The 26,172-nt window shown below is 53.1% G+C and carries 19 protein-coding genes; 13 read left to right on the top strand and 6 right to left on the bottom strand.

Going from position 1 to position 26,172, the window contains the following annotated elements; all coding sequences use genetic code 11:
- Positions 1 to 243 precede the first annotated feature (243 nt).
- The 4 genes from ptsP to J4728_RS18975 all read left to right on the top strand — a co-directional run bounded on the left by ptsP (position 244) and on the right by J4728_RS18975 (position 5,415).
- On the top strand, positions 244 to 2,745 hold the full coding sequence (ptsP, locus tag J4728_RS18990; RefSeq protein WP_208212235.1) for a phosphoenolpyruvate--protein phosphotransferase: 2,502 nt from the start codon (positions 244 to 246) through the stop codon (positions 2,743 to 2,745).
- Positions 2,746 to 2,755: 10 nt separating this feature from the next.
- Positions 2,756 to 3,418 (top strand): fructose-6-phosphate aldolase, encoded by a 663-nt coding sequence (gene fsa / locus J4728_RS18985; protein ID WP_000424866.1) that lies wholly within the window; start codon positions 2,756 to 2,758, stop codon positions 3,416 to 3,418.
- Positions 3,419 to 3,429: 11 nt separating this feature from the next.
- Positions 3,430 to 4,533: a glycerol dehydrogenase gene (locus J4728_RS18980; protein ID WP_053445376.1), complete on the top strand. Its 1,104-nt coding sequence runs from the start codon at positions 3,430 to 3,432 to the stop codon at positions 4,531 to 4,533.
- Between the two features lie 258 nt (positions 4,534 to 4,791).
- Positions 4,792 to 5,415: a DUF1287 domain-containing protein gene (locus tag J4728_RS18975; RefSeq protein WP_208212233.1), complete on the top strand. Its 624-nt coding sequence runs from the start codon at positions 4,792 to 4,794 to the stop codon at positions 5,413 to 5,415.
- A 57-nt stretch (positions 5,416 to 5,472) separates the two neighbouring features.
- On the opposite strand, the gene katG is transcribed toward J4728_RS18975, so the two are convergent.
- The 3 genes from katG to J4728_RS18960 form a co-directional block, all read right to left on the bottom strand.
- Positions 5,473 to 7,653, bottom strand: coding sequence for a catalase/peroxidase HPI (gene katG / locus J4728_RS18970; RefSeq protein ID WP_000108103.1), 2,181 nt, complete (start codon positions 7,651 to 7,653; stop codon positions 5,473 to 5,475).
- 164 nt (positions 7,654 to 7,817) lie between these two features.
- Positions 7,818 to 8,708 (bottom strand): methylenetetrahydrofolate reductase, encoded by an 891-nt coding sequence (gene metF, locus J4728_RS18965; RefSeq protein WP_000007507.1) that lies wholly within the window; start codon positions 8,706 to 8,708, stop codon positions 7,818 to 7,820.
- 194 nt (positions 8,709 to 8,902) lie between these two features.
- A complete protein-coding gene (locus J4728_RS18960) occupies positions 8,903 to 10,459 on the bottom strand; it encodes a bifunctional metallophosphatase/5'-nucleotidase (protein WP_208212231.1) in 1,557 nt (518 codons plus the stop codon).
- A 135-nt stretch (positions 10,460 to 10,594) separates the two neighbouring features.
- Between J4728_RS18960 and J4728_RS18955 the strand changes: the two genes are divergently transcribed.
- The 3 genes from J4728_RS18955 (at position 10,595) to mscS (ending at position 13,812) form a co-directional block, all read left to right on the top strand.
- The gene (locus J4728_RS18955; protein ID WP_001134806.1) at positions 10,595 to 11,719 is read left to right on the top strand and encodes a hypothetical protein; all 1,125 of its coding nucleotides are present in this window, start codon (positions 10,595 to 10,597) and stop codon (positions 11,717 to 11,719) included.
- A 234-nt stretch (positions 11,720 to 11,953) separates the two neighbouring features.
- On the top strand, positions 11,954 to 12,952 hold the full coding sequence (locus tag J4728_RS18950; protein WP_052932703.1) for a hypothetical protein: 999 nt from the start codon (positions 11,954 to 11,956) through the stop codon (positions 12,950 to 12,952).
- Positions 12,953 to 12,954: 2 nt separating this feature from the next.
- Complete coding sequence (gene mscS / locus J4728_RS18945; RefSeq protein WP_000398244.1) at positions 12,955 to 13,812, top strand: small-conductance mechanosensitive channel MscS; 858 nt, start codon at positions 12,955 to 12,957, stop codon at positions 13,810 to 13,812.
- A 115-nt stretch (positions 13,813 to 13,927) separates the two neighbouring features.
- Here mscS and metL read toward each other — a convergent pair whose 3' ends face one another.
- Positions 13,928 to 16,360: a bifunctional aspartate kinase/homoserine dehydrogenase II gene (gene metL, locus J4728_RS18940; RefSeq protein WP_000110807.1), complete on the bottom strand. Its 2,433-nt coding sequence runs from the start codon at positions 16,358 to 16,360 to the stop codon at positions 13,928 to 13,930.
- Between the two features lie 2 nt (positions 16,361 to 16,362).
- Positions 16,363 to 17,523, bottom strand: coding sequence for a cystathionine gamma-synthase (gene metB, locus J4728_RS18935; protein ID WP_000197213.1), 1,161 nt, complete (start codon positions 17,521 to 17,523; stop codon positions 16,363 to 16,365).
- Between the two features lie 264 nt (positions 17,524 to 17,787).
- Here metB and metJ point away from each other — a divergent pair, with 264 nt between their 5' ends.
- The 3 genes from metJ (at position 17,788) to J4728_RS18920 (ending at position 21,214) form a co-directional block, all read left to right on the top strand.
- On the top strand, positions 17,788 to 18,105 hold the full coding sequence (metJ, locus tag J4728_RS18930) for a met regulon transcriptional regulator MetJ (protein ID WP_000852811.1): 318 nt from the start codon (positions 17,788 to 17,790) through the stop codon (positions 18,103 to 18,105).
- 455 nt (positions 18,106 to 18,560) lie between these two features.
- Positions 18,561 to 20,351, top strand: coding sequence for an aryl-sulfate sulfotransferase (locus J4728_RS18925; protein WP_208212230.1), 1,791 nt, complete (start codon positions 18,561 to 18,563; stop codon positions 20,349 to 20,351).
- 200 nt (positions 20,352 to 20,551) lie between these two features.
- On the top strand, positions 20,552 to 21,214 hold the full coding sequence (locus tag J4728_RS18920; protein ID WP_000792788.1) for a TIGR02117 family protein: 663 nt from the start codon (positions 20,552 to 20,554) through the stop codon (positions 21,212 to 21,214).
- A 45-nt stretch (positions 21,215 to 21,259) separates the two neighbouring features.
- Here the strand turns inward: J4728_RS18920 and rpmE are convergent, their stop codons facing one another.
- Complete coding sequence (gene rpmE, locus J4728_RS18915) at positions 21,260 to 21,472, bottom strand: 50S ribosomal protein L31 (RefSeq protein ID WP_000715284.1); 213 nt, start codon at positions 21,470 to 21,472, stop codon at positions 21,260 to 21,262.
- 203 nt (positions 21,473 to 21,675) lie between these two features.
- On the opposite strand from rpmE, the gene priA reads away from it, so the two are divergent.
- The 3 genes from priA (at position 21,676) to ftsN (ending at position 26,158) form a co-directional block, all read left to right on the top strand.
- Entirely contained in the window at positions 21,676 to 23,874 is a 2,199-nt protein-coding gene (gene priA / locus J4728_RS18910) for a primosomal protein N' (RefSeq protein WP_020437544.1), read from the top strand.
- Positions 23,875 to 24,028: 154 nt separating this feature from the next.
- Positions 24,029 to 25,054: a DNA-binding transcriptional regulator CytR gene (cytR, locus tag J4728_RS18905; protein WP_000841337.1), complete on the top strand. Its 1,026-nt coding sequence runs from the start codon at positions 24,029 to 24,031 to the stop codon at positions 25,052 to 25,054.
- Positions 25,055 to 25,147: 93 nt separating this feature from the next.
- Positions 25,148 to 26,158, top strand: coding sequence for a cell division protein FtsN (gene ftsN, locus J4728_RS18900; protein WP_047623208.1), 1,011 nt, complete (start codon positions 25,148 to 25,150; stop codon positions 26,156 to 26,158).
- Positions 26,159 to 26,172: the final 14 nt, after the last annotated feature.

Here is a 26,172-nt window from a genome sequence, read left to right as displayed (position 1 = left end):
ATTGCCGCGCAGACAGTGGATAAAAAGGCCATTTACTGGATTTTTGTAATATCAGTATAAAAATGCGATCCGCTTCATAACTTCTTAAAAAGGTGAAACCCGCGCAACCACACTAAGTTGTGAGACAACTCGCACTTTTTGCGCTACATTACATTTATCCAGCTTTTGACAGATTTGTCACATGGCGTATTCCGGCTACCTCCTTTTATGCTGTAGCGAGAGAATCGTTATGGGAGAGAGGCAATGCCCCTGATTGTGGAATTTACCTGTGAACTGCCGAATGGCGTACATGCGCGCCCGGCAAGCCACGTAGAAACACTGTGTAATACCTTCACGTCGCAAATTGAGTGGCACAACCTGCGCACCGATCGCAAAGGCAGCGCCAAAAGCGCGCTGGCGCTGATTGGCACCGACACGCTGGCTGGCGACCACTGTCAGCTGGTGATTTCCGGTGCCGATGAACAGGTTGCCTGTCAGCGTCTGAGTCAATGGCTGCGCGATGAATTCCCACTCTGCGACGCGCCGCTGGCGGAGATTAAAAACAGCGAACTGGAGCCGCTTCCGGCGTCGTTGACCCAGCTGAATCCGCAGATTTACCGCGCCCGTAGCGTGTGTAGCGGCAGCGCGGGCGGCGTACTGACGCCACTCTCTTCCCTGGATTTCAATGCGCTCGGCGAACTCCCGACCGCCAACGACACAGAGACGGAACAAGCCGCGCTGGACAATGGCTTAGCGATGTTGATAAAGCATATTGAGTTTCGTCAGCTCGACAGTGACGGTGCCGCCAGCGCGATTCTGGAAGCCCATCGTTCACTGGCAGGCGACGCTTCACTGCGTCAGCATTTACTGGACGGCGTTCTGCGCGGTTTAAGCTGCGCGCAGGCAATCGTGGAAAGCGCGAACCATTTCTGCAATGAGTTCGCTCGCGCCAGCAGCAGCTATTTACAGGAACGCGCGCTGGATGTTCGTGACGTTTGCTTCCAGTTACTGCAACACATTTACGGTGAGCAGCGCTTTCCGGCGCCGGGCCAGTTGACCCGGCCATCTATCTGTATGGCGGAAGAGTTGACGCCAAGCCAGTTCCTCGAACTGGATAAAACCTTTCTCAAAGGTCTGCTGTTAAAAAGCGGCGGCACCACTTCGCACACGGTGATTCTCGCCCGCTCATTCAACATTCCCACCCTGGTTGGCGTGGAGATTGAGGCCTTAACACCGTGGCGTCAGCAGACGGTTTATATTGACGGCAACGCAGGCGCGATTGTCGTTGCGCCTGACGAGCCTGTCACTCGTTACTATCAGCAGGAAGCCCGCGTGCAAGACGCCCTGCGCGAACAGCAGCGCATCTGGCTGACCCAGGAAGCGCGCACCGCTGACGGCATCCGCATGGAGGTCGCCGCCAACATCGCGCACTCCGTCGAGGCGCAAGCGGCCTTTAGTAACGGCGCGGAAGCGGTTGGCCTGTTCCGCACAGAAATGCTGTATATGGACCGCGCCTGCGCGCCGGACGAAAACGAGCTGTACAATATTTTTTGCCAGGCGCTGGAGTCCGCAAAGGGACGCAGCATTATTGTGCGCACAATGGATATAGGCGGCGATAAGCCCGTTGATTATCTGAATATTCCTGCCGAAGCCAACCCATTCCTCGGCTATCGCGCCGTCCGTATTTATGAAGAGTACGCTTCTCTGTTTACCACCCAGCTACGCTCGATCCTCCGCGCGTCCGCCCACGGCAACCTGAAAATCATGATCCCGATGATCTCCTCTATGGAAGAGATTCTGTGGGTCAAAGAGAAGCTGGCGGAAGCCAAACAGCAGCTGCGTAATGAACATATCCCGTTCGATGAGAAGATCCCACTCGGCATTATGCTGGAAGTGCCGTCGGTGATGTTCATCATCGATCAATGCTGTGAAGAGATTGATTTCTTTAGTATTGGTAGTAACGATCTAACACAATACCTGCTGGCGGTAGACCGTGATAACGCCAAAGTCACTCGTCACTACAACAGCCTGAATCCCGCCTTCCTGCGCGCGTTGGATTTCGCGGTGCAGGCGGTACATCGTCAGGGCAAATGGATTGGTCTGTGCGGCGAACTGGGGGCCAAAGGTTCGGTTCTGCCATTGCTGGTAGGTCTGGGGCTGGACGAGATCAGCATGGGCGCGCCGTCGATTCCCGCCGCCAAAGCGCGGATGGCACAACTCGACAGCCGAGCCTGCCGCCAGTTGTTGAATCAGGCGATGGCCTGCCGCACCTCGCTGGAGGTGGAGCATCTGCTGGCGCAGTTCCGCATGTCGCAGCAGGATGCCCCGCTGGTTACCGCCCAATGCATAACGCTTGATAGCGACTGGCGCAGCAAAGAGGAGGTGATTAAAGGCATGACCGACAATCTGCTGCTGGCGGGCCGCTGCCGCTACCCGCGCAAACTGGAAGCCGATCTATGGGCGCGCGAGGCGGTATTCTCCACCGGACTGGGCTTTAGCTTTGCCATTCCGCACAGCAAATCGGAACATATCGAACAGTCCACCATCAGCGTGGCGCGCCTGAACGCGCCGGTACGCTGGGGAGATGACGAGGCGCAGTTCATCATTATGCTGACGCTTAACAAACACGCCGCGGGCGACCAGCATATGCGTATTTTCTCGCGCCTGGCCCGCCGCATCATGCACGAAGAATTCCGCAACACGCTAGTTAACGCCGCTTCCGCCGACGCTATCGCCAGCCTGCTGCAACATGAACTTGAACTGTAAAGGAAAGACTATGGAACTCTATCTGGATACCGCTAACGTGGCGGAAGTTGAACGTCTGGCGCGCATTTTCCCGATTGCCGGCGTCACCACCAATCCAAGCATTGTGGCAGCCAGCAAAGAATCTATCTGGGATGTGCTGCCCAGGCTGCAAAACGCCATCGGCGAAGAAGGCACTTTATTTGCGCAGACCATGAGCCGCGACGCGAAAGGGATGGTGGAAGAAGCCAAACGACTGAATAACGCCATCCCCGGCATTGTGGTGAAAATTCCGGTGACCGCCGAAGGTCTTGCAGCGATTAAATTGCTGAAAAAAGAAGGCATCGTGACGCTGGGCACCGCCGTCTACAGCGCGTCGCAGGGCCTGCTGGCGGCGCTGGCGGGCGCAAAATATGTCGCTCCCTACGTCAACCGCGTTGATGCGCAGGGCGGCGATGGCATTCGTATGGTTCAGGAGCTGCAAACGCTACTGGAACATCACGCGCCCGACAGCATGGTACTGGCGGCCAGCTTTAAAACGCCGCGGCAGGCGCTGGATTGCTTACTGGCAGGTTGCCAGGCGATTACCCTTCCTTTAGATGTAGCGCAACAAATGCTCAATACGCCTGCGGTAGAGTCGGCAATAGAGAAGTTTGAGCAAGACTGGAAAAACGCTTTTGGTAATCTGAACCTGTAGGAGAGAAATGTATGGATCGCATTATTCAGTCACCAGGTAAGTATATTCAGGGTGCAAACGTCATCGCGCGTCTTGGCGATTATTTAAAACCAATGGCGAACAACTGGCTGGTTGTGGGCGATAAATTCGTGCTGGGATTTGCCGAAGAGACGCTGCGCAAAAGCCTGACGGATGCCGGTTTGTCAGTAGAAATCGCCCCGTTTGGCGGCGAATGTTCGCAAAATGAGATCGACAGGCTGCGCGCCGTCGCCGAAAAAAGTCAGTGTGGCGCCGTACTGGGTATCGGCGGCGGTAAAACGCTGGATACCGCCAAAGCGCTGGCGCACTTTATGAACGTCCCGGTCGCTATCGCGCCGACCATCGCCTCTACCGACGCACCGTGCAGCGCACTCTCGGTTATTTATACCGATGCCGGTGAGTTTGACCGTTATCTGCTGCTGCCGCATAACCCGAATATGGTTATTGTCGATACGCAGATAGTGGCGGGCGCGCCGGCGCGTCTGCTGGCAGCCGGTATCGGCGATGCGCTGGCGACCTGGTTTGAAGCGCGCGCCTGCTCACGCAGCGGCGCCACCACAATGGCGGGCGGCAAGTGTACACAGGCCGCGCTGGCGCTGGCGGAGCTATGCTATAACACGCTGATCGAAGAAGGCGAAAAAGCCATGTTGGCCGCCGAACAGCACGTCGTCACGCCAGCGCTGGAACGCGTCATCGAAGCCAACACCTACCTGAGCGGGGTCGGTTTTGAAAGCGGCGGTCTGGCCGCAGCGCACGCGATTCATAACGGTTTAACGGCGATTCCGGATGCGCACCACTATTATCACGGTGAGAAGGTCGCTTTCGGTACGCTGACGCAACTGGTGCTGGAAAACGCGTCGGTCGAAGAAATCGAAACCGTTGCGGCGCTGTGCCATTCCGTTGGCCTGCCGATTACGCTGGCGCAACTGGATATTAAACAGGATATCCCGGCCAAAATGCGCACCGTCGCGGAAGCCTCCTGCGCAGAAGGTGAAACTATTCATAACATGCCTGGCGGCGCAACGCCGGATGAAGTGTACGCCGCGCTGCTGGTCGCCGACCAGTACGGTCAACGCTTCTTGCAGGAATGGGAATAAGGTCTGAGCAATACTCCTGACGATAGTCAGGAGTATTTCAGCTTGCTGACACAACAGAATTCATTTGCCGAATGTCGACACAGGCACCTTATCTGGCCTTGTTATCCAATCATCCAGGCCAGGTAAGCGAAGCGCCATCATCAGGTATTCCATAGCCTGGAATCAGTCCATTTTGTCCTGAAATAGACTTTTTTATCACGCACCATTCTCTCCGCAGAAAGTCAAATGACGTACTGACACACTTCACGGACGAAGAAGATGAAATTCGCACAGGCGCTTATCGGTATTCTTGCTGCTTTTTTTATTAGCTATATCTCTCATCATTCGCCACGCTCTGATACCAGACCAATAACCGTTCAGGCGCAAACTAATGCTGCAATCGCCCAAAGTGCCGGGACACAAATAGGTAAGACGCTATTTTATGATGCTGCCTATGTTCGTCTGGATTATCCGAATGGCGATCTTCCGCTGGAGCGTGGCGTATGTGCAGATGTCGTCATCCGCGCGCTACGCAGTCAGCAGGTTGATTTACAGAAACGGGTACATGAAGACATGCAAGCGCATTTCTCTGCCTACCCGAATAACTGGAAGCTGAAACGCCCGGACAGCAATATCGACCATCGCCGCGTTCCGAATCTGGAAACCTGGTTCCAGCGTCAAAACAAAGCGTTGCCGGTGACAGATAAATATAGCGATTATCAACCGGGAGATATTGTCTCCTGGCGACTGGATAACGGCCTTGCGCATATTGGCGTGGTATCCCTGAACGTCACGCCTGAAGGGGTGCCGCTGGTTGTGCATAACATAGGCGCGGGAGCACAGGAGGAAGATGTATTATTTAACTGGAAAGTCACGGGGCATTTTCGTTATTTTTCGCATTAAACGCGGAAAACGTCAGCGACTACCGAATAGCAGCCGCTGACGAATTAACCTGTCAGATTATTGCAGATCGAAACGGTCCAGGTTCATCACTTTCACCCATGCCGCGACGAAGTCCTTCACAAACTTCTCGTGCGCATCGCTACACGCGTAAACTTCCGCCAGCGCGCGCAGTACGGAGTTGGAACCAAACACCAGATCGGCGCGGGTCGCCGTGTATTTTACCTCGCCAGTCAGACGATCACGGCCTTCGAACAGCTCATTAGCGTCGTCGGTGGGCTTCCACTCGTAACGCATATCCAGCAGATTAGCGAAGAAGTCAGTGCTGAGCACGCCCGGTCTGTCAGTAAAGACACCGTTCTGGCTGCCGTCAAAGTTGGTTCCCAACACACGCATCCCGCCAACCAGTACCGTCATTTCCGGCGCGGTCAACGTTAACTGCTGCGCTTTATCAATCAACAGCGATTCGGTCGTCGACACATCCAGACGCGCACGATAGTTACGGAATCCATCGGCAATCGGTTCAAGCAGCGAGAACATCTCGATGTCGGTCTGATCCTGACGCGCATCCACCCGGCCCGGCGCAAAAGGTACGCTGATGCTGACACCCGCAGCAGCGGCCGCCTGCTCGATACCGACCACGCCCGCCAGCACAATAATATCGGCCAGCGAGGCTTTATTCGTCGTTTTCTGGATCTCTTCTAATACCGGCAGAACGCGAGCCGCAACGGCGTTGACATCCCAGTCGCGCTGAGGCGCCAATGCCAGACGCGCGCCGTTAGCGCCGCCACGCTTATCGCCGCCGCGGAAAGTAGACGCGGATGCCCAGGCAACCGAAACCATCTCGCTAATAGAAAGCCCGGATGCAGCGATCGCCGCTTTCAGGTTGATAATGTCTTCCTGCGTTGGCTGATAGAGCGGTTGCGGCAACGGGTCCTGCCAGATCAGATCTTCTTTCGGCACTTCCGGTCCGATGTAACGCGCTTTTGGTCCCATATCTCTGTGCGTCAGTTTGAACCAGGCACGAGCAAAGGCTTCATTAAAGGCCTGCGGATCGTTAAGGAAACGACGGGAAATCTTCTCGAACTCCGGATCAAAACGCAGCGTCAGGTCGGTGACCAGCATGGTTGGCTTACGTTTTTTCGACGGATCGAACGGGTCCGGGATGATGTCCGGCGCATCTACCGCTTCAAACTGGATAGCGCCAGCCGGACTACGGGTTTGTACCCACTCATATTTGAACAGGTTCTCGAAGAAATAGTTGCTCCACTGGGTCGGCGTCTGCGTCCAGACCACTTCCAGCCCGGAGGTGATAGCATCCGCGCCAACGCCGCTACCATAGCTGCTGGCCCAACCTAAGCCCTGCGCTTCAATCGGCGCGGCTTCCGGATCGGCCCCTACATGGGATGCCGCTGCCGCGCCGTGGGTTTTACCGAGGGTATGCCCGCCAGCGATCAACGCCACGGTTTCTTCGTCGTTCATCCCCATATTGCCAAAGGTAGCGCGAATGGCGGCGGCGGCAGAAAGTGGTTCGCCGCTGTGATCCGGCCCTTCCGGGTTAACGTAGATAAGGCCCATCTCGGTCGCGCCCAGCGGCGCTTTTGCCAGCGCTTCAGGGTGTCGGTGAGTCAACCAGGCTTTTTCATCGCCCCAGTTCACATCCAGATCCGGTTCCCAGACATCTTCACGCCCGGCGCCGAAACCGAAGGTACGGAAGCCGGAGTTTTCCAGCGCCACGTTACCCGCCAGAATAAACAGGTCAGCCCAGGAAATTTTCTGGCCATATTTCTGCTTAATCGGCCACAACAAACGACGCGCCTTATCCAGGCTGACGTTATCCGGCCAGGAGTTAAGCGGCGCAAAACGCTGTTGACCACGACCCGCGCCGCCACGACCATCAATAGAACGGTAGGTGCCAGCGCCATGCCAGGCCATACGAATAAACAAACCGACATAGCTGCCCCAGTCGGCAGGCCACCACGGTTGTGAATCGGTCAGCAGCGCCTTGAGATCCCCTTTCAGGGCGGAGTAGTCTAACTTGCTAAACTCTTTGCGGTAGTCAAAGTCTTCACCCAGCGGGTTAGAACGGTTGGAATGTTGATTCAAAAGATCCACGCGAAGCTGGTTCGGCCACCAGTCGCGGCTGGCAGTCCCTGCGCCTGCGCTTCGGTCATGCCCCCCCTGATGGAAAGGACATTTTCCAGTGGATAACGTGTTATGGGTATCGTCGGTCGTGCTCATATCTCAGCTCCCTTTTAAAGTGTTACCGTTACGATATACACCAGGAGCAAATAGATATAGTTGAATTAATCCACAGATTCGATAGCTAATACCTTTTATATTTTTAGTTACAGAGATGTAGATCAATATGAGGTGTAATAAAGCTCCCGGCAGGGAGCTGGAGGTTATAAACCCGGTCTTACGCCCAGCGTGTGGCAAATGGCATAACTCATTTCCGCACGATTCAACGTGTAGAAGTGGAAATCCTTCACTCCTTCGCGACTTAAAATTTTCACCATGTCCATCGCAATGTTAGCGCCCACCAGCTTGCGGGTTTCTGCGTCATCATCCAGCCCCTCAAACATCAGTGACATCCAGGACGGAATGCGGACATTGGTCATATCGGCAAATTTTTTCGCCTGTTTAAAGTTAGACACCGGTAAAATGCCGGGAATAATTTCTACGTCGATACCGGCGGAAACACAGCGGTCGCGAAAACGCAGGTAGCTTTCCACATCGAAGAAAAATTGGGTTATCGCGCGGTTAGCGCCAGCATCCACTTTACGCTTCAGATTAAGCAGATCGGCCTGCGCGCTTTTCGCTTCCGGATGTACCTCCGGATAGGCCGCTACTGAAATATCGAAATCGGCCACCTCTTTGAGCAAACCAACCAGATCGGCGGCGTACATCTCCGGCTTACCGCTGCCCGGCGGCAAATCGCCGCGCAAAGCGACAATGTGGCGGATACCGTTATTCCAGTAGTCGCGGGCGATGGTGCGCAGTTCATCGCGCGTGGCGTCAATACAGGTAAGGTGCGGCGCGGCCTCAAGCCCAGTACGCTCTTTGATGCCTTTAATAACGCTATGGGTGCGGTCGCGTTCCCCGGAGTTGGCGCCATACGTTACCGAAACAAACTTCGGTTTCAGACTGCTCAGGCGATCGATGGAGTTCCACAGGGTTTGCTCCATTTCACTGGTGCGCGGCGGGAAAAATTCAAACGAAACGTTAATCTGACCCTGTACTTCCGCCAGGCTCTGATTCAGGGCTTCCCGCTGGTTGGCGTGAAAAAAGCTCATACCTTACCTCATCAATCGCATGTTATTATTTGTTGTGTTGTAAACATCTATCCGTTTAGACGTCCAGATGTAAAAATGACGGAAAAGCGGAAGGACGTCAACTGAAAAATCACGCCAAAGAATGAGGAATATTCAGCAAAGATGAATTTTCTTCATGTCACGCCGCGGCACTGAACGCGCCGCGGCAGGGGAAATTACTTCTTCACATCCGCAACGCGCATTCCTTTAAGTTGTTCATCCGTGATGGTGTTGCCCGCCTTAAAGTAATCAACTATCGCATTCGACACATAGTAGCCGCCGGAGGTATTCCGCGCCTGGCCTTCCGTGAATGCCGCAAAACCATCGCCGCCGTCGGCAAGGAAGCTGTTGGTAGCGATGTGATAAACCGTAGCATCGTCAATCGGCTTGCCATTGAGCGTCAGCACGGTAACCCGCTGGCCGACAGGTTTGCTGCTGTCATACTTCATCTCCAGCCCTTTAGACACCTGCAATACGCCGTTGCTTAATCCAGCGCCATGCTCCATCAGGCTGCGCAATTGTTTACCGGTTAAATCCATCGTGACCAGTTCATTAGGGAACGGGAAGGTACTGATTACCGCCCCCATCGTCACCGCGCCAGCCGGGATTTCGTTGCGGATACCGCCAGAGTTAGTAAGCGCTAACTGGGTGTCTTTCCCCGCCGTAAAAAGCAGCGCATCCGCCGCCAGATTCCCCAGCGACGACGATTCGCCATACGCGCGGGTCAGCTCAACCGGCGATTGCGCCACCGTCTGCTGCACGACTTTATCGAGCTTTTTATTCCAGCCGTCGATCACCTGTTTCGTTTGCGGATCGGGCTTCCACTCATCAGCAAAAATGGTCTTCAGCTCGAAGTTCTTCACCGTAAAGTGGTGTGGTTTCTCTTTGTAATCCAGCACCAGTTTACCCACATCAATGCCGCCGCTGTCCGTTGAAAGAATCAGCGTATTACCGACTTTAATCGGTTCTGGCGTACCGACATGCGCGTGGCCGGTAATCAAAATATCCAGCCCTTTTACCTGACTTGCGGTCTGAATATCTTTATCCAGCGCGCGTCGCACATCGGTATTCCCCATGCTGGACTGGCGGGCCGGGGTGCCTTCGTGGATCAGCGCGACGGTCAGATCGACTTTACCTTTAAGTTCATCAATGTAACGTTGCAGCCACTTAATTTCATCGCGTGCCTCAATGCCCACGCGCGTCGCGGCGGATACCGTATCATTAAAAGCAAATACGCCGTGTAAACCGATTACGCCAATTTTTACGCCATCTTTTTCAACAATGGTGTACGGCTTATCCCAGAAGGATTTACTGCTGTCCTCATAAAAAATATTGCCCTGCACGATAGGGAATTTCGCCCGGCTCAGTTGCAACAATGTATTGTCCCAGCCATGATCGAACTCATGATTACCGATAGTGGTAGCGTCATACTGCATGGTATTCAAAATATCGATAATCGCTTTACCCTTCGTCAGGCTGCTGATATACGGTCCGGTAAAGTAATCTCCGGCATCAAAAAACCACGTCGCCTTATTTTTGGCTTTTTCCTGCTTCACCAGCGTAGTGATATTGGCCCAACCGCCAATATCGCGTTTACCGTCAGCAATCCACGGCACTTTATAAGGCTCCACATGGGCGTGTAGATCGTTGGTGTAAATAATGGTGACATCTTTGGCGCAGGCCCAGAACGGCAGCGTGAACAAAATACCGGCAGCAAGCAGTTTTACTTTCATAAATAAGTCCCTTTCAGTCATATAAAGATTCGCTACGTTACGTTCTGAAAGGTTTTTTTATGTGAGAGTCCTCACACCCGCGTACCGTTTTATGAAGGCAGAATCAACGACCTGCCAAAATCGTTGGTAAAATGTATGCCGCCTCTGTTCACCATTAATGCCTGCAAAAGCGCTGGTTGTCGCAATCTTGGGCTGCCTGACTCGCCGGATTATGTGTGGCCGGACTATCGCCTGGGTTATCCGGCATTGCATTGTCGAGCCTGCGGCAGTTATCCGCCGCTCTTCAACGAGGGGGAATTTCGCCGCTGGGCGTCTGCTTATATCGCGCAATATGCCAAAGAGCATGGTCACTTTTGCCCCGACTGCTATCAAAAAACATGGATTCGTTATGGACGTAATCCCGGCGGAACGCAGCGACTTCAGTGCCAGTACTGTAAGAAAGTCTGGACGCCAAAACAGCACGCGCTGAATGTCGCCGAAACGCCGGAACAGATTTGCAGTATTCCGCTGCTCGTACCGTTTCAGGGAGCGAATGCCTTCCAGCAATTGTACTTTTTATTCAGTTTTGATGCTGTTCGCGGCAATATTCTTCACCTTTCCAGCAATTTCACGTTACTGTCTGCCGGAAAAAGTTTGCATTACCACTGGAAAGGAATTGCGCCGCCCGAGGGTGAGGATGGCGATATTATCCACCGTATCGCCATTAAAGAACGGCAATTTTTACAGCGCAGCCAGTTCGATGAGATTCAGTATGGCCCGGCGGCGCTTAAACGGAACGCGCAAGGGACAATACTTCGCCCGGTCATTACGGCGCATGGTCATTTTCGGGTGCTGAAAAACCGTTTTCCTGATGTCACGACACACATCATTGCCCATGAGTGTTTTTTGCGCGGCGCGGTCATTACGGCATGGGCGGAGCGGTTTCGCCAGCGTCTCTCCTCGCTGTGGTTCGTTGAGGAAGAGATAAACGATGACGATTGCCGCGCAGAGTGGCAACTGTTAGGCAAAACATGGCAGGGATGGTGGCAAAATCAGTGGCAACTCTGGGGGCAAGGTCACAACCGCAAAATGGTCTGTTCGTTAACCGGTTCCCACTTAGAACAAGGTGTCGCCGTTAATCTGGCGGCCAGTCGCCGCTTTGTTACCTGGCTATGGCAACAACCTGAATTCCAGCAAAGCGCCCACTATTCCGCCAAACGCGTCACACAAATTCTGTATTTGCTGACGGAAAAATATAACTCACAATGGAATCACATTTAACCCAATGATGTAATGCCACGCATAAAAAATCACAGATTATCATTCAGAAGGCGCTATAGATTTAATCACCTCACATCCTGCTTTTACACGCTGAAAAAGAATAGAACTATTTGATAAAATGGCCCTTCGTTTTAAGTTAAGATCGGCTATAAACGTTATTCACATAATCAATATTTATTATCAATTTGAATAGCTCTATACATTCTTATTTTCTATGGAAAACAAGGGATAAATATGGAAATTACTTTACCGTCAATGTCAGATAAAAAATGGACCTGCGCCGATCTCCTGAGTAGCTATCGATTCTGGGGGATCACTTTTTTCTTTTTGGTGCTCTCTTTTATCGGTTCGCTGGGATCGTCGTATGGTGTTTATTTTTGGAGTAAATCTCTGTCTATTCCAGCCGATCGTATTGGCGCCATTCTCGTTGGCGGCCAACTGGGATACCTCCTGGGTATGGTTGCCAGCTGGTTTGTCTGCCGTATAAAAAATTGTTACCCCTTCTACTTTGTTGCGCTCCTGTTAATCATTGGCGTGGTCTGTTCCTTCTGCATAAATGGCCCGTCTGACGTAGTCAGGCTTATCATAGCGCAGTTTTTAATTAATCTGGGTGTGGGGATCATAACGCTGTTAGTCCCCATGCTGCTTTTCAGCGCTATCGGCAGTGCTCAGACATTTGTTATTTTATTTAGCCTCTGCTTACTGTTCAAATTTATCATCGCTGGCTATCTGTCTATATTTATATACTCAATTCCTTATATAGGAATAATCGTAATTACTTTAGCGGTTATCGCGCTTTTGCTACTATTACCGCTCAAAAAAGAACTTTTCTATATTGCACCGCCCAAAAGGTTCTCATCAACCCAGCGACCTGAGTGCGCAGAACCCGTTGTCGTCGCATTATTGGCCTTTTTCATTCCATTTTATATTATTTATTGGTTCTTCAGAATTCACCGGGAAATGCAATTTGTGGCGCCTTCGCCCCGACTCATGACCGCATGTGGCGCGGGATGGCTGTCAGCCATTATGCCGTTTGGCACAGCCATATTGTGTCTGACGCTTAGCGACGAAATCCGCGATCTGCTGGCGAATAAAAACGAAGATGGCGGAATACGAACCGGCTGGACACTATTCTGGGCGTTACTGCTACCACCCGTCGGCGCGGCGATTATCCAAGCAAAAATGAACCGTTTTATTACCGCTAATACCGCGGATACTGCTGACAGAGGATAAACATGGAAGGTTTTGAGTTATTTCCAAAAATTAAAGGCGCGATCAAATGGATGGCCGAGCACAGTGACTCGGTAATTCATTTTGGCTGGAATGTTGTTGCCGCCATCATTCTACTTTTCATCGGTAAGTTAATAGCTCGCTTACTATCGAGGGGGCTGGAAAAATTACTTCTCAGGCGGCAAGTGGATGCCACTATTGTCCACTTTTTCTCCGCGCTGGTTCGCTACATCACGATAGCTTTCACGGCAGTAGCCGCTCTTGGCCGTATCGGTATAGAAACCTCCTCAATTATTGCCGTTATCGGCGCGGCGGGTTTAGCCATTGGTCTGGCGTTGCAAGGGTCACTTTCCAACTTTGCCGCAGGCGTACTGCTTGTCTCCCTGCGTCCTTTCCGCGCCGGGGAAATTGTACAAATTGGCCTGGTTATCGGCACAGTAGAAAAGGTCCATATTTTCTCCACCACTCTGCTCACTGCGGATAGCAAAGAAGTTGTCATCCCGAATGGTAAAATTATTGCTGATAATATTATCAACTATTCACGACACCCCTATCGACGTATTGATCTGATTATTGGCGTGGATTACCAAAGCCGTATTGCTGACGTAAAAAGCGTGATACATCGTATTATTGAACAAGATCATCGCATTGATAAAACCCGCGATATTACGGTCCGCCTGGGCGAACTTGCGCCCTCTAGCCTGAATTTCTATGTTCGCGTATGGGTGCCCAACGCTCAGTACTGGAGTACTTACTACGATCTTCTGGAAAATATCAAGGAAGCAATGGATGAAAACGGCATCAATATTCCTTACCCCCGGATGGATGTCCGGGTTGAGAATGTAAAAAGCATCACGCCATAATGTTTCGTCAGCAATCGGATGGCGCTTCGTATATCAGTATCTACAGAATGACTGCATAACGTATTGATGAGGGAGCGAAGCGCAACCCGGCACTTCGCTCACGAACTTGCCTTTATTACAGCAACTGCGCCAGGCGGTTGATATCCGACTGAATCGCCCCGGCGGTCACATCTCGACCCGCGCCCGGCCCACGGATCACCAGCGGGTTATCGCGATACCAGCGGCTTTCAATAGCAAAGACATTATCGCACGGCAGCAGCGCCGCCAGCGGATGTTCCGGACGCACCGCTTCAACGCCGACGCGCGCTTTGCCATTGGCGTCGAAACGCGCCACGTAACGCAACACCAGCCCCAGTTCGCGGGCTGCCTCCAGACGCTGCACCATCTGTTCATTCAGCGCGTCGCCGTTTTCGAAAAAGTGATCGATAGACCCTTCTTCACAGTGCGCCGGCACCAACGATTCTACACGCACCTGATCCGGCTCGATGTCGTATCCCGCCTCGCGCGCCAGAATCACCAGCTTACGCATGACATCTTTTCCGGAAAGATCGACGCGCGGATCGGGTTCGGTCAGCCCCTGCTGCCAGGCCTGATCCACCAGATCGGTAAACGGCACCGTGCCGTCAAATTGCAGGAACAGCCAGGATAGCGTCCCGGAGAAGATCCCGCTGATCGAGAGAATCGTATCGCCGCTGTCAATCAGATCCCGCACCGTGTGGTTGATCGGCAATCCCGCGCCCACGGTGGCGTTATACAGCCAGTAACGCCCGGTTTTTTCAAACGCGTCATGAATCTGGCGATACTTATCGCTGGCGCTTGCGCCCGCCAGTTTATTGGCGCTAATCACATGAAAACCGTGGCTGGCGAAATCAAGGTACTGATCGGCCAGTTGCTCGCTTGCTGTCACATCCAGCACCACTAAATCATCATACGGATGCGCACGCATCCACAGGAATAGCGACTCTTCGTCCTGCTCAACGGCTTCATCATCAAAGAATGCCAGCGCGCGGCTGGCGTCCAGCCCTTCATAATTCAACAGGCTACGGCGGCTATCCACCACGCCCGCCAGCACAAATTCAAAACCAGTACGCGCGGAAAGCGTGCTTTGTTCACGGGCAAACAGTTCCAGCCAACGGGAACCGATGTTCCCCTTACCGAACAGCATCAGGCCAATGCGTTTTTCGGCGCGGAAAACCGACTGATGCAGTCCCTGAATCAGGCTCTCAGTTGGGCCGGTACGCAGCACCGCCACCAGACTGATGCCCTCCTCCGACTGCCAGGTAAATTCCACTGGCTGACCTTTCAACTGCTGCCAGAAGCGATGGCAGTGTAGCGGATTGCGAGTGACGCCCGCACCGACCATCGCCACCAGCGCCAGCCCCTGTCGCAGGCGCAATTCGCCCGGCAGCCCGACATCGTCGAGGAGTTTCAGTACGCTATCCGCTACCTCGGCGGTATAGCAGAACTGCAATAGCTGGCGATCGCGATGCACGCCCACCGCCAGCGGACGCACCTGCGCCCGTTTTAAAATGTGGTCGAGCTCTTTATGCGCCAGCCTGAAATCCTGGCTGGCAGGCACCTGAAACTCAATCAGACAGATATCATCGTGACTGGTCACGATACGCGCGCCCGTCCCGGAAGCCAGCACTCGTTCAATTCGGGTTGACCCTTGATCCGGCGTGTAGCTACAGCGCAACTGCAAATCGATATCGCTGCCGGACACTGGCTGTAGCGTGCGGGCGTGCAGAACAGGCGCCGCCAGACGCGCCAGCTCGCTGGCTTCGTCCAGACGCAGCAACGGCAGCAGGCAGGCATCTTTCACTTTGCGCGGGTCGGCGCTATAAACGCCCGCGACATCGCTCCAGATGGTCACGCGGGAAACGCCCGCCAGCGCGCCGATTTGCGTGGCGGAATAGTCGGAACCGTTCCGGCCTAACAGGACCGTTTCGCCGTCGTGATTGCGGCTGATAAAGCCGGTCACGACCAGACGTTTGCCCGGATGCTGCGCCAGTAGCTGTTGCAATAAAGGATAAGATAGCCCTTCATCAACCTGCGGCTGTGCGGCGCGTTCGGCGCGTAAAAATGCGCGCGCGTCCAGCCAGGCGGCATCCAGACCCTGCTGATTCAGGACGGCGGACATCAATCTCGCCGACCAAATTTCGCCGTGTCCGACGATCTCAGCATAGACGGCATCCGTTACGCCGCCGTCGAGCAAGGCGGCAAGACGTTCCAGATCGCTGATAAAAGCGCTGGTTAAGTCATCTGCCGCGTCGGCGGGAAGCAGCCCGCTAATCAGATCGCACTGGTAGCGGCGTAACGTCTGTAATACCTGATGCGCAGAAAGGCGATCGGTCTGGCTTAACTTGAGCCAGCTAATCAACTGGTTGGTGGTACTGCCTGCGGCGGACACTACCATCATATCGTCAGGCTGCGAATACTCCGCCATAATGCCTGCGACACGCAGGTAACACTTCACATCCGCCAGACTACTGCCGCCAAATTTATGCAGTTGACGACCTTTCGCCCCTGCCTGCGCAATCACACTCATGTTTACCCCTTGTTTGCAGCCCGGAAGCCATTTTCCAGGTCGGCAATTAAATCTTCGCCATCTTCAATACCGGTGGAGATACGCAGTAGCGTTTCGGAGATCCCGGCGGCGGCACGCGCCTGCGGCGACATACCGGCATGCGTCATGGTGGCGGCGTGAGAGATCAAACTTTCCACTCCCCCTAAAGATTCCGCCAGCGTAAACAGCGACAGCCCGCCCAGAAAACGACGCAGCGTCTCCTCATCCCCATCCAGTTCAAAACTCAACATTGCGCCAAAGCCTTTTTGCTGGCGCGCGGCAATTTCATGCCCCTGATTTTCCGGCAGCGACGGGTGATACAGTTTTTTCACCAACGGCTGGGTTTGCAGATATTTCACAATCGCCTGCGCGTTGCGCTGCGCCAGCTCCATACGCGGCACCAGAGTTCGCAAACCGCGCAGCAGCAGATAGCTATCAAACGCCCCGCCGGTCACGCCAATATTATTCGCCCACCACGCCAGTTCAGTGACCATTTCCGGATCTTTAGCAATCACCACGCCGGCCACGACATCCGAATGACCGTTGAGATATTTCGTGCATGAATGCAACACCAGATCGGCACCCAACGCCAGCGGATTTTGCAGCGCCGGGCTTAAAAACGTGTTATCAACGACGCTCACTGCGCCCGCCTCGCGCGCCAGCCGACAGATTTTCGCAATATCCACCACGCGTAACAATGGATTACTTGGACTTTCTACCAGTACCAGCTTCGGTTTTTCTTCCAGCGCCGCCTGTAAGGCGCGTTCATCGCCCTGATCGACAAACCGCACACGATAACAGCCGCGTGTCGCCAGACTGTCAAACAGACGATAACTGCCGCCATAGCAATCATGCGGCGCGACCAGCAGATCGCCCGGCTTGAGGAAAACGGTGGTGACCAGATGAATCGCCGACATGCCGGTATTCGTCAATACCGCGCCCGCGCCGCCTTCCAGTTCCGCTAATGCGCGCTGAACCACATCACGCGTGGGATTACCGCGGCGGGAATAATCATGCGCGCGCGGCTCATTGAAACCGGTAAAGTTATAGGTACTGGAGAGATGAATTGGCGGCACAACGCAGCCGTATTGTTCGTCATCGTTTAATCCGCTACGCACTGCGATAGTGGCCTGTTTACGCGTCATATGAAGATATTCCTGGCTGAGTCGGTGAAAGTCAGGCCACAGATTAACCACTACCACAATAGACGTCAATACATCTGGACATCTAAACTTCTTTGCGTATAGATTGAGCAAACCGCAAATAGCCGTTAAAATTATATGCATTAGCGCACATCTGCGACCGCTAACTTCGTGTCAGGGCCGCGCCACTACGGTAAACTACGCGCGATTATGGTCCGGGCTCAGGTTCAGACCTCAATATTAATGACGAAGAGGATTAAGTATCTCATGGCTGAATGGAGCGGCGAATATATCAGCCCATACGCTGAGCACGGTAAGAAGAGTGAGCAAGTCAAAAAAATTACGGTTTCCATTCCTCTGAAGGTGTTAAAAATCCTCACCGATGAACGTACGCGTCGTCAGGTGAACAACCTGCGCCACGCCACCAACAGCGAGCTGTTGTGTGAAGCATTTCTGCACGCCTTTACCGGGCAACCCTTGCCGGATGATGCCGATCTGCGAAAAGAGCGCAGCGATGAAATCCCGGAAGCGGCAAAAGAGATCATGCGTGAGATGGGGATTGATCCGGAAACGTGGGAATACTGATAGCAAAGCATGCGGTCAGAACGCCTCTGGCCGCGCTTTTTTAACGATTCCCCTTGTACACGGCTATCTCCGACATTGTTCTAAATGTTCATCTTCCCGAATAACCCTCGGTGGATAAATTTGTCAGACATGATAAGTTTCTCTTCGTTATTTTCCTGAAAAAATTCCCGGCATGCCATAATCGATATAATTTTATTATATTTAAACTTCCAATATTTATTTAATGTTTCACGTAGCAAAGCGTACATGAATAATAATACACCGCCATATATTTACTGAATAAATAGTATAACGATGATTATTGTTAAAAAGACCATGAACACCTCATATTTGTGACCAACATCATTATTCCCCTCCGCGGATTGTTTTACTTTTTTAAATGTTTTTTCATCTTCGATAAATAAGAAGGTTAATATACATTCATTTTATCGATAATATCGAATGGGGAAATAAATATGTTATTTACAAGGAAAGTCTTACCTGTATTATGCTGCCTGTGTTTGAGCGGCAGCGTTTTGGCCTCAGGCGTTTTAGACCCAAACAGGCCAATGGTCGCATCAGCAGATGTCATTCCAGTCCATGAGGGGCCATTAGGTATGGTCGATGTCGCTCCCTACGGCGGCGTTTTCCCATTAACAGCAATCATTAATAAAGCCAATCATAATGTACAGGACGTGAAGGTTACCGTTTTAGGGAAAGGGGAAAAAGGTATCCCGATCAGTTATGATGTCGGCCCGCAGGCTATAAATACCCATGACGGCATACCTGTATTTGGCTTGTATCCAGATTATGTCAATAAGGTTAAAGTTGACTGGACTGAAGAAGGTAAAAAACAAACTTATACGTGGTCCATTTACGCCGCACCGGTATCATTACCCTCTACTACCGGGCAAACTGCCGTTCTTCCTACGGTAGAACCGGTTAAAGTCGATAGCTCGCTTAAAAATCGCTTATATCTTTTTAACCATATAACGGGGATGCCAAGAGCCGGCCACATTATGCATGTCGCAGGCGGCGCGGCGAACTGGGATTATACCGGTATCAACTGGATTAGCGATACGAATGGCGATGTTCGTGGCTATATGAATATTGATAAATTCCGTAACCAGGATGATATAACGCGTTTTGGTTCCATGATGAGCTTCCATCAGGTTAACGATGGCAATCTTATTTTTGGCCAGGGTCAACGTTACTTTAAATATGATTTCTTAGGCCGCGTTATTTCCGATAAACGATTGCCAAAAGGATTTATTGATTTTTCGCACGCCATTACCGAAACGCCGAAAGGCACCTACCTGCTGCGTGTCGCAAAAGAAAATTATCCATTAAATGGTAAATACACCATCAATACTGTGCGTGATCATATTCTTGAAGTTGACCAGAACGGCGATACCATCGATTACTGGGATCTGCCAAAAATCCTCGACCCCTATCGTGACGACGTTATTCTGGCGATGGATCAGGGAGCGGTATGTTTGAGCGTCGATGCCGAACATTCCGGTCAGGTCATGACCAAAGAGCAGCTTGCAAAACAACCCTTCGGCGATATCGCGGGCTCCGGCCCGGGCCGCAACTGGGCGCATGTTAACTCCGTCAGCTACGATCCTCGCGACGACAGCATTATCATTAGCTCGCGCCACCAGTCTGCCATCATCAAAATTGGTCGCGATAAAAAAGTGAAATGGATACTTTCCGATCCATCCGGCTGGAAAGGCGAACTGGCGAAAAAAGTGCTGAAACCCGTAGACAGCAACGGTAAACCGCTAACCTGCGAAGCGCACCACTGCGACGGTGGATTTGACTGGACATGGACACAACATACCGGTTGGTTAGTGCCATCCAAAAGCACCGGAGGTAAAACCGTCGTGACCGCCTTTGATAACGGCGATGCGCGCGGCATGGAACAACCGGCCATGCCGTCAATGAAATATTCCCGCGGCGTGGAATATCAAATTGACGAAAAAAATATGACGGTTTCCCAAATGTGGGAATATGGTAAAGAGCGCGGTTTTGACTGGTACAGCGCCATTACTTCCGTCACGGAATATCGCCCGGAAACCAAAACGATGTTCATGTACTCGGCTACAGCGGGAATGAGCGGTACAAAACCGATCGTTTCCGTTCTGGATGAAGTCAAAGACGGTACTCAGGATGTGATGCTGGAGCTAAAAGTACACAGTAACCGTGCCGGTATGCTGGGTTATCGGGCGCTGATTATCGATCCAGAGCAGATGTTTAAAAAATAAAGCGAGATAGTAAAAGTAAAACAGGCGGAAGCTAACTTCCGCCTGAATGGTTAAAACGTATTGTAGTTATGACATTCGCCTTATTGCCCTCGAAGAGGAATGCAAAAATATCAATGAATTACCAATCCGGCACCGACCCGATAAGCGCAGCGTCATTAGACAAACGCCACAACATACCGCGCCTTTGCTGGTGATATGTCATGAAAAATCTCTTTATCGCCTGGATAAGTTTATTGCTATATGGCTGCACAACCTTTCCACAAGCCGTAAAACCTACGACAGGCGGACAGCCCTCCCCGACGGAAATCTATATCGTCAGTCATGGCTGGCACACGGGAATTATTGCGCCGGCCCATGATGTTAATACCGTTCTGCCACAGCTTAAAAAACGGTTCGCTCAGGAGACGCAGTGGTATGAAATCGGCTGGGGCGATAAGGGCTTTTATCAGTCACAAGAAATAACCACCGCGCTTACGCTCCAGGCCATGTTCTGGTCATCCGGCGCGGTTATGCACATCGTCGCCTTTTCCGGTCAACCAGAACGCTATTTCGTCGGTAGCGAGATAAAATCACTGCTCCTGCACACAAACCAGCGTAACAGTCTGATGCGCTATCTGGGCCGCAGCTTTGCGCGTGACGAAGGGGGTAATCTGATTCCGTTAAAACAAGGAATTTACGGCGATAGCCAGTTTTACGCCGCGAATGGCCGCTACGGCATACTCAATACCTGCAATAAATGGACAGCGAAGGGGCTGGAAAGTGCGGGACTGACTATAAATCCTTCGTTAAAACTCACGGCAGGAAGCGTAATGAAAGCGATTACGGATCACAGAATGTGTCTGAACAAATACTGTTATCCCTAGAAAACAAAAAAAGCGCCCTGCGGCGCTTTTTTTTCTGGCGGTAACTTATTTGCTGCCAGGGATGCTGAAGCGCTTGTTGAAGCGCTCAACACGACCACCGGTATCAACAACACGCTGCTTACCAGTGAAGAACGGGTGGCATTTGCCGCACACGTCCAGGTTCAGGTCGTGACCCACGGTAGAGTGGGTTTTGATAACATTACCGCAAGAACAGGTTGCAGTAATTTCTACGTAATTCGGGTGAATACCTTTTTTCATGGGGAACCTCAGTGTAAGGCCGCGTCGCTCTTCCAGCCCTAACGCCAGACACCACGCGAAGTTAATAGTAAAGGGTTTGATGCTCACAACACGCACCAAAGGCGGCGAATCATACAGAATTTGACCACCGTATGCAAACTGATCCGCGCTCCCTTATCGTAATGTGTATACTACCCGACGAAATTTCAAGTCAGGAAGATGCTATGTCCGTCGCGCACGTTGCCTTGCCCGTTCCGCTTCCCCGAACCTTTGATTACCTGCTGCCGGAAGGCGGGGTCGCCAAAGCCGGGTGCCGCGTGCGCGTGCCGTTCGGCAAGCAGCAAGAGCGCGTGGGCATTGTCGTCTCGGTTAGCGACCACAGCGAATTGCCGCTCAATGAATTAAAATCGGTCATTGAAATCCTGGATAACGAGCCAATCTTTTCTCCCTCCATCTGGCGCTTACTCCTCTGGGCGGCGGATTACTACCACCATCCCCTCGGCGACGTTCTGTTTCACGCTCTGCCGGTTTTATTGCGTCAGGGAAAACCAGCCAGCAACGCGCCCCTATGGTATTGGTTCGCCACCGAAGAGGGGCAAGCCGTCGATATCAACAGCCTGAAACGCTCCGCCAAACAACAACAGGCGCTGGCGGCGCTACGGCAAGGAAAGATCTGGCGCTATCAGGTAGCCGAGCTTGATTTTACTGACGCCACGCTGCAAACGCTGCGGCGTAAGGGACTTTGTGAGCTTGCCAGTGAAACGCCCGCGTTTACCGACTGGCGGGAGCGTTATGCCGTCGCAGGAGAGCGCCTGCGGCTGAATACCGAACAGGCGACAGCAGTCGGCGCGATTCACAGCGCGTCGGACGGTTTCTCCGCCTGGTTGCTGGCAGGCGTAACCGGTTCCGGCAAGACCGAAGTGTATCTGAGCGTGCTGGAAAACGTCCTCGCCCAGGGCAAACAGGCGCTGGTGATGGTGCCGGAAATCGGCCTGACGCCGCAAACGATCGCCCGTTTTCGCGAACGTTTTAACGCGCCGGTGGAAGTGCTGCATTCCGGGCTAAACGACAGCGAGCGTCTTTCGGCATGGCTGAAAGCGAAAAACGGCGAAGCGGCGATTGTCATCGGCACGCGTTCCTCGCTGTTTACGCCGTTTAAAAATCTTGGCGTGATTGTCATCGACGAAGAGCACGACAGCTCTTATAAACAGCAGGAAGGGTGGCGCTACCACGCCCGCGATTTGGCAGTGTATCGCGCCCATAGCGAGCAGATCCCGATTATTCTCGGCTCCGCCACCCCAGCCCTGGAAACGCTATGTAACGTGCGGCAGAAAAAATACCGGATGCTGCGTCTGACGCGGCGCGCAGGCAACGCCCGCCCAGCTCTGCAGCATGTGCTGGATTTAAAAGGCCAGCGTCTTCAGGCGGGACTGGCGCCCGCCCTTATCGCCCGTATGCGCCAACATCTCCAGGCCGACAATCAGGTAATTTTATTTCTTAACCGCCGGGGATTCGCGCCCGCGCTGCTTTGCCACGACTGCGGCTGGATTGCAGAGTGCCCGCGTTGCGATCACTACTACACGCTGCACCAGGCGCAGCATCATTTACGCTGTCATCACTGCGACAGCCAGCGTCCGGTACCGCGTCAGTGCCCCTCCTGTGGCTCCACACATATGCTACCGGTTGGGTTAGGGACGGAACAGCTGGAGCAGGTGCTGGCGCCCTTCTTCCCCGGCGTGCCGATCTCACGAATCGACCGCGATACCACCAGTCGTAAAGGCGCGCTGGAGCAGCATCTGGCGGAAGTTCACCGCGGCGGAGCGCGCATTCTGATAGGCACACAAATGCTGGCGAAAGGCCATCACTTCCCGGACGTCACGCTGGTGGCGTTGTTGGACGTCGATGGCGCGCTTTTTTCCGCAGATTTTCGTTCGGCGGAACGCTTCGCCCAGCTCTACACTCAGGTTTCCGGTCGCGCCGGGCGCGCGGGCAAACAGGGCGAAGTGGTGCTCCAAACGCACCATCCTGAGCATCCCCTGCTGCAAACGTTACTGTATAAAGGCTATGATGCGTTTGCGGAGCAGGCGCTGGCGGAACGGCAAACGCTCCAGCTTCCGCCATGGACCAGCCACGTCATTATTCGCGCAGAGGATCACAACAATCAGCAGGCGCCCGTCTTTCTCCAGCAGTTGCGTAATCTGATTCAGGCCAGCCCGCTATCAGACGATAAGCTGTGGATCTTAGGTCCGGTTCCGGCCCTCGCGCCAAAACGCGGCGGCCGCTATCGCTGGCAAATTTTACTTCAGCATCCTTCACGGATTCGCCTGCAACACATCATCAGCGGCACGCTGGCGTTGATCAATACGCTCCCTGAAGCGCGGAAAGTTAAATGGGTTCTGGACGTCGATCCGATTGAAGGATAGTCCTCACGATGCGAGGCGGATCGTAAAATTAAAGATCCATCACACTTTTTATGAAAATTCTGTAACCGCTTCCACGCACTATCTGATAAAAATGTTTTCGATGAGTGTTACCAAGGATAGATCTGCGCCAGCAGTTCCCAGGCGAGGAGAAAGAGTGAAATCGAACAAGCAGGTTACTGCCGCTACGATGAAGGATGTTGCGTTGAAGGCGAAAGTCTCTACAGCAACCGTATCCCGCGCGTTAATGAACCCCGATAAAGTCTCCCAGTCGACCCGTAGCCGGGTTGAACAGGCCGCGCTTGAAGTGGGTTATTTCCCGCAGTCGATGGGGCGAAATGTAAAACGCAATGAATCCCGTACGATTCTGGTGATTGTCCCGGATATTTGCGATCCCTTCTTCAGTGAAATTATCCGCGGTATCGAAGTGACCGCGGCAGAACAGGGGTATCTGGTGCTGATTGGCGATTGCGCCCATCAAAACCAGAAAGAAAAAACCTTTCTTAATCTCATCATCACCAAACAGATCGACGGCATGGTACTTCTCAGTTCCCGGCTGCCCTTTGACGCCAGCGTTGAGGAGCAGCGCAATTTGCCTCCGATGGTGATGTCGAATGAGTTTGCGCCGGAGCTTGAACTGCCGACGGTACATATCGATAACCTGACCGCCGCGTTCAACGCCATGAACTACCTGTTGGATTTGGGCCACAAGCGGATTGGTTGTATTGCGGGGCCGGAAGATATGCCGCTCTGTCACTATCGCTTACAAGGTTACGTACAGGCATTAAGACGCAGTGGCATTGTGGTCGATCCGCATTACATCGCCCGTGGCGACTTTACCTTTGAAGCCGGGGCAAACGCATTAAAGCAGTTGCTTGAGCAACCGTTGCCGCCTACCGCCGTCTTTTGTCATAGCGACGTAATGGCGCTGGGCGCCCTCTCCTGGGCCAAGCGCCAGGGTCTGAAAGTGCCTGACGATCTGTCGATTATCGGCTTTGACAATATCGCGCTGGCCGAGTTTTGCGACCCTCCGTTGACAACCGTGGCGCAGCCGCGTTTTGACATTGGTCGCGAGGCGATGCTGCTGTTGCTCGATCAGATGCAGGGGCAAAATGTGAGCAGCGGCTCGCGTTTAATGGATTGCGAGCTGATTATTCGCGGTTCTACGCGCGCTTTACCCTAAAGTAAATAGCTTTAAGACTCACCTGTCTGGTCAAAGGCCCGCCGCTTCAGTAACATGACGGGCTGACGAACGAATAAATACAGCGAAACGATAGTGGCACAACGAGATTATGTACGTCGCGGCCAACCGGCTCCTTCGCGGCGCAAAAAGAGCACCTCACGGAACTCACGGAAGAAGCAAAGCAACATGCCTGCCGTCTCGCCGGCAATGGTCGCGATTGCGGCAGCCGTCCTTGTGACCTTTATCGGCGGTCTGTACTTCATTACTCACCATAAGAAAGAAGAGTCCGAAACGCTACAAAACCAGAAAGTCACCGGCAATGGGCTTCCGCCAAAACCGGAAGAGCGCTGGCGTTACATCAAAGAGCTGGAAAGTCGCCAGCCGGGCGTGCGTACGCCAACGGAACCGTCCGCCGGCGGCGAAGTCATGAATCCGAATCAGCTCACCAGCGAGCAGCGTCAACTCCTGGAACAGATGCAGGCGGATATGCGTCAGCAGCCGACGCAACTTAACGAAGTGCCGTGGAACGAGCAGACGCCAGAACAACGCCAGCAAACGCTACAGCGCCAGCGTCAGGCGCAGCAGCAGCAGCAGCAGCAGCAGCAGCAGCAGCAGCAGCAGCAGCAGTGGACTCAAACGCAGCCTGTTCAGCAACCACGCACGCAGCCGCGGGTAAACGAACAGCCGCAAACGCGCACGGTACAATCCGCCCCAGCGCAACCTGCGCGCCAAAGTCAGCCGCCGAAGCAGACGGCCTCGCAGCAACCTTATCAGGATTTGCTGCAAACGCCGGCGCATACCAGCGCGGCAGCGCCGAAAGCCGCGCCAATTACGCGCGCGCCTGAAGCGCCGAAGGCGACAGCAGAGAAAAAAGATGAACGTCGCTGGATGGTGCAATGCGGTTCATTCAAAGGCGCCGAGCAGGCAGAAAGCGTCCGCGCTCAGCTGGCGTTTGAAGGCTTTGACTCCAAAATTACCACCAATAACGGCTGGAATCGCGTGGTTATCGGGCCGGTTAAGGGTAAAGAAAATGCCGACAGCACCATTAACCGTCTGAAGATGGCGGGCCATACAAACTGCATTCGACTCGCCACCGGGGGTTGAAACCCTCAAAATCT

Source organism: Salmonella sp. 32070601201500089SM (assembly GCF_017573605.1).
Taxonomy (GTDB): Bacteria; Pseudomonadota; Gammaproteobacteria; order Enterobacterales; family Enterobacteriaceae; genus Salmonella; species Salmonella enterica.
Note: the sequence above shows the minus strand (reverse complement) of the source record. Positions and strands in the feature narration are given on the sequence as shown.

Bases quoted from the DNA above. Each gene is read 5' to 3' on its own strand.
- priA (WP_020437544.1), top strand. From the start codon at position 21,676: ATGTCCGTCGCGCACGTTGCCTTGCCCGTTCCGCTTCCCCGAACCTTT.
- J4728_RS18950 (WP_052932703.1), top strand. From the start codon at position 11,954: ATGGAAATTACTTTACCGTCAATGTCAGATAAAAAATGGACCTGCGCC.
- katG (WP_000108103.1), bottom strand. From the start codon at position 7,653: ATGAGCACGACCGACGATACCCATAACACGTTATCCACTGGAAAATGT.
- mscS (WP_000398244.1), top strand. From the start codon at position 12,955: ATGGAAGGTTTTGAGTTATTTCCAAAAATTAAAGGCGCGATCAAATGG.
- fsa (WP_000424866.1), top strand. From the start codon at position 2,756: ATGGAACTCTATCTGGATACCGCTAACGTGGCGGAAGTTGAACGTCTG.
- metB (WP_000197213.1), bottom strand. From the start codon at position 17,523: ATGACGCGTAAACAGGCCACTATCGCAGTGCGTAGCGGATTAAACGAT.
- ptsP (WP_208212235.1), top strand. From the start codon at position 244: ATGCCCCTGATTGTGGAATTTACCTGTGAACTGCCGAATGGCGTACAT.
- rpmE (WP_000715284.1), bottom strand. From the start codon at position 21,472: ATGAAAAAAGGTATTCACCCGAATTACGTAGAAATTACTGCAACCTGT.
- metF (WP_000007507.1), bottom strand. From the start codon at position 8,708: ATGAGCTTTTTTCACGCCAACCAGCGGGAAGCCCTGAATCAGAGCCTG.
- J4728_RS18980 (WP_053445376.1), top strand. From the start codon at position 3,430: ATGGATCGCATTATTCAGTCACCAGGTAAGTATATTCAGGGTGCAAAC.
- J4728_RS18925 (WP_208212230.1), top strand. From the start codon at position 18,561: ATGTTATTTACAAGGAAAGTCTTACCTGTATTATGCTGCCTGTGTTTG.
- metL (WP_000110807.1), bottom strand. From the start codon at position 16,360: ATGAGTGTGATTGCGCAGGCAGGGGCGAAAGGTCGTCAACTGCATAAA.
- metJ (WP_000852811.1), top strand. From the start codon at position 17,788: ATGGCTGAATGGAGCGGCGAATATATCAGCCCATACGCTGAGCACGGT.
- J4728_RS18955 (WP_001134806.1), top strand. From the start codon at position 10,595: ATGCCGCCTCTGTTCACCATTAATGCCTGCAAAAGCGCTGGTTGTCGC.
- J4728_RS18960 (WP_208212231.1), bottom strand. From the start codon at position 10,459: ATGAAAGTAAAACTGCTTGCTGCCGGTATTTTGTTCACGCTGCCGTTC.
- J4728_RS18920 (WP_000792788.1), top strand. From the start codon at position 20,552: ATGAAAAATCTCTTTATCGCCTGGATAAGTTTATTGCTATATGGCTGC.
- J4728_RS18975 (WP_208212233.1), top strand. From the start codon at position 4,792: ATGAAATTCGCACAGGCGCTTATCGGTATTCTTGCTGCTTTTTTTATT.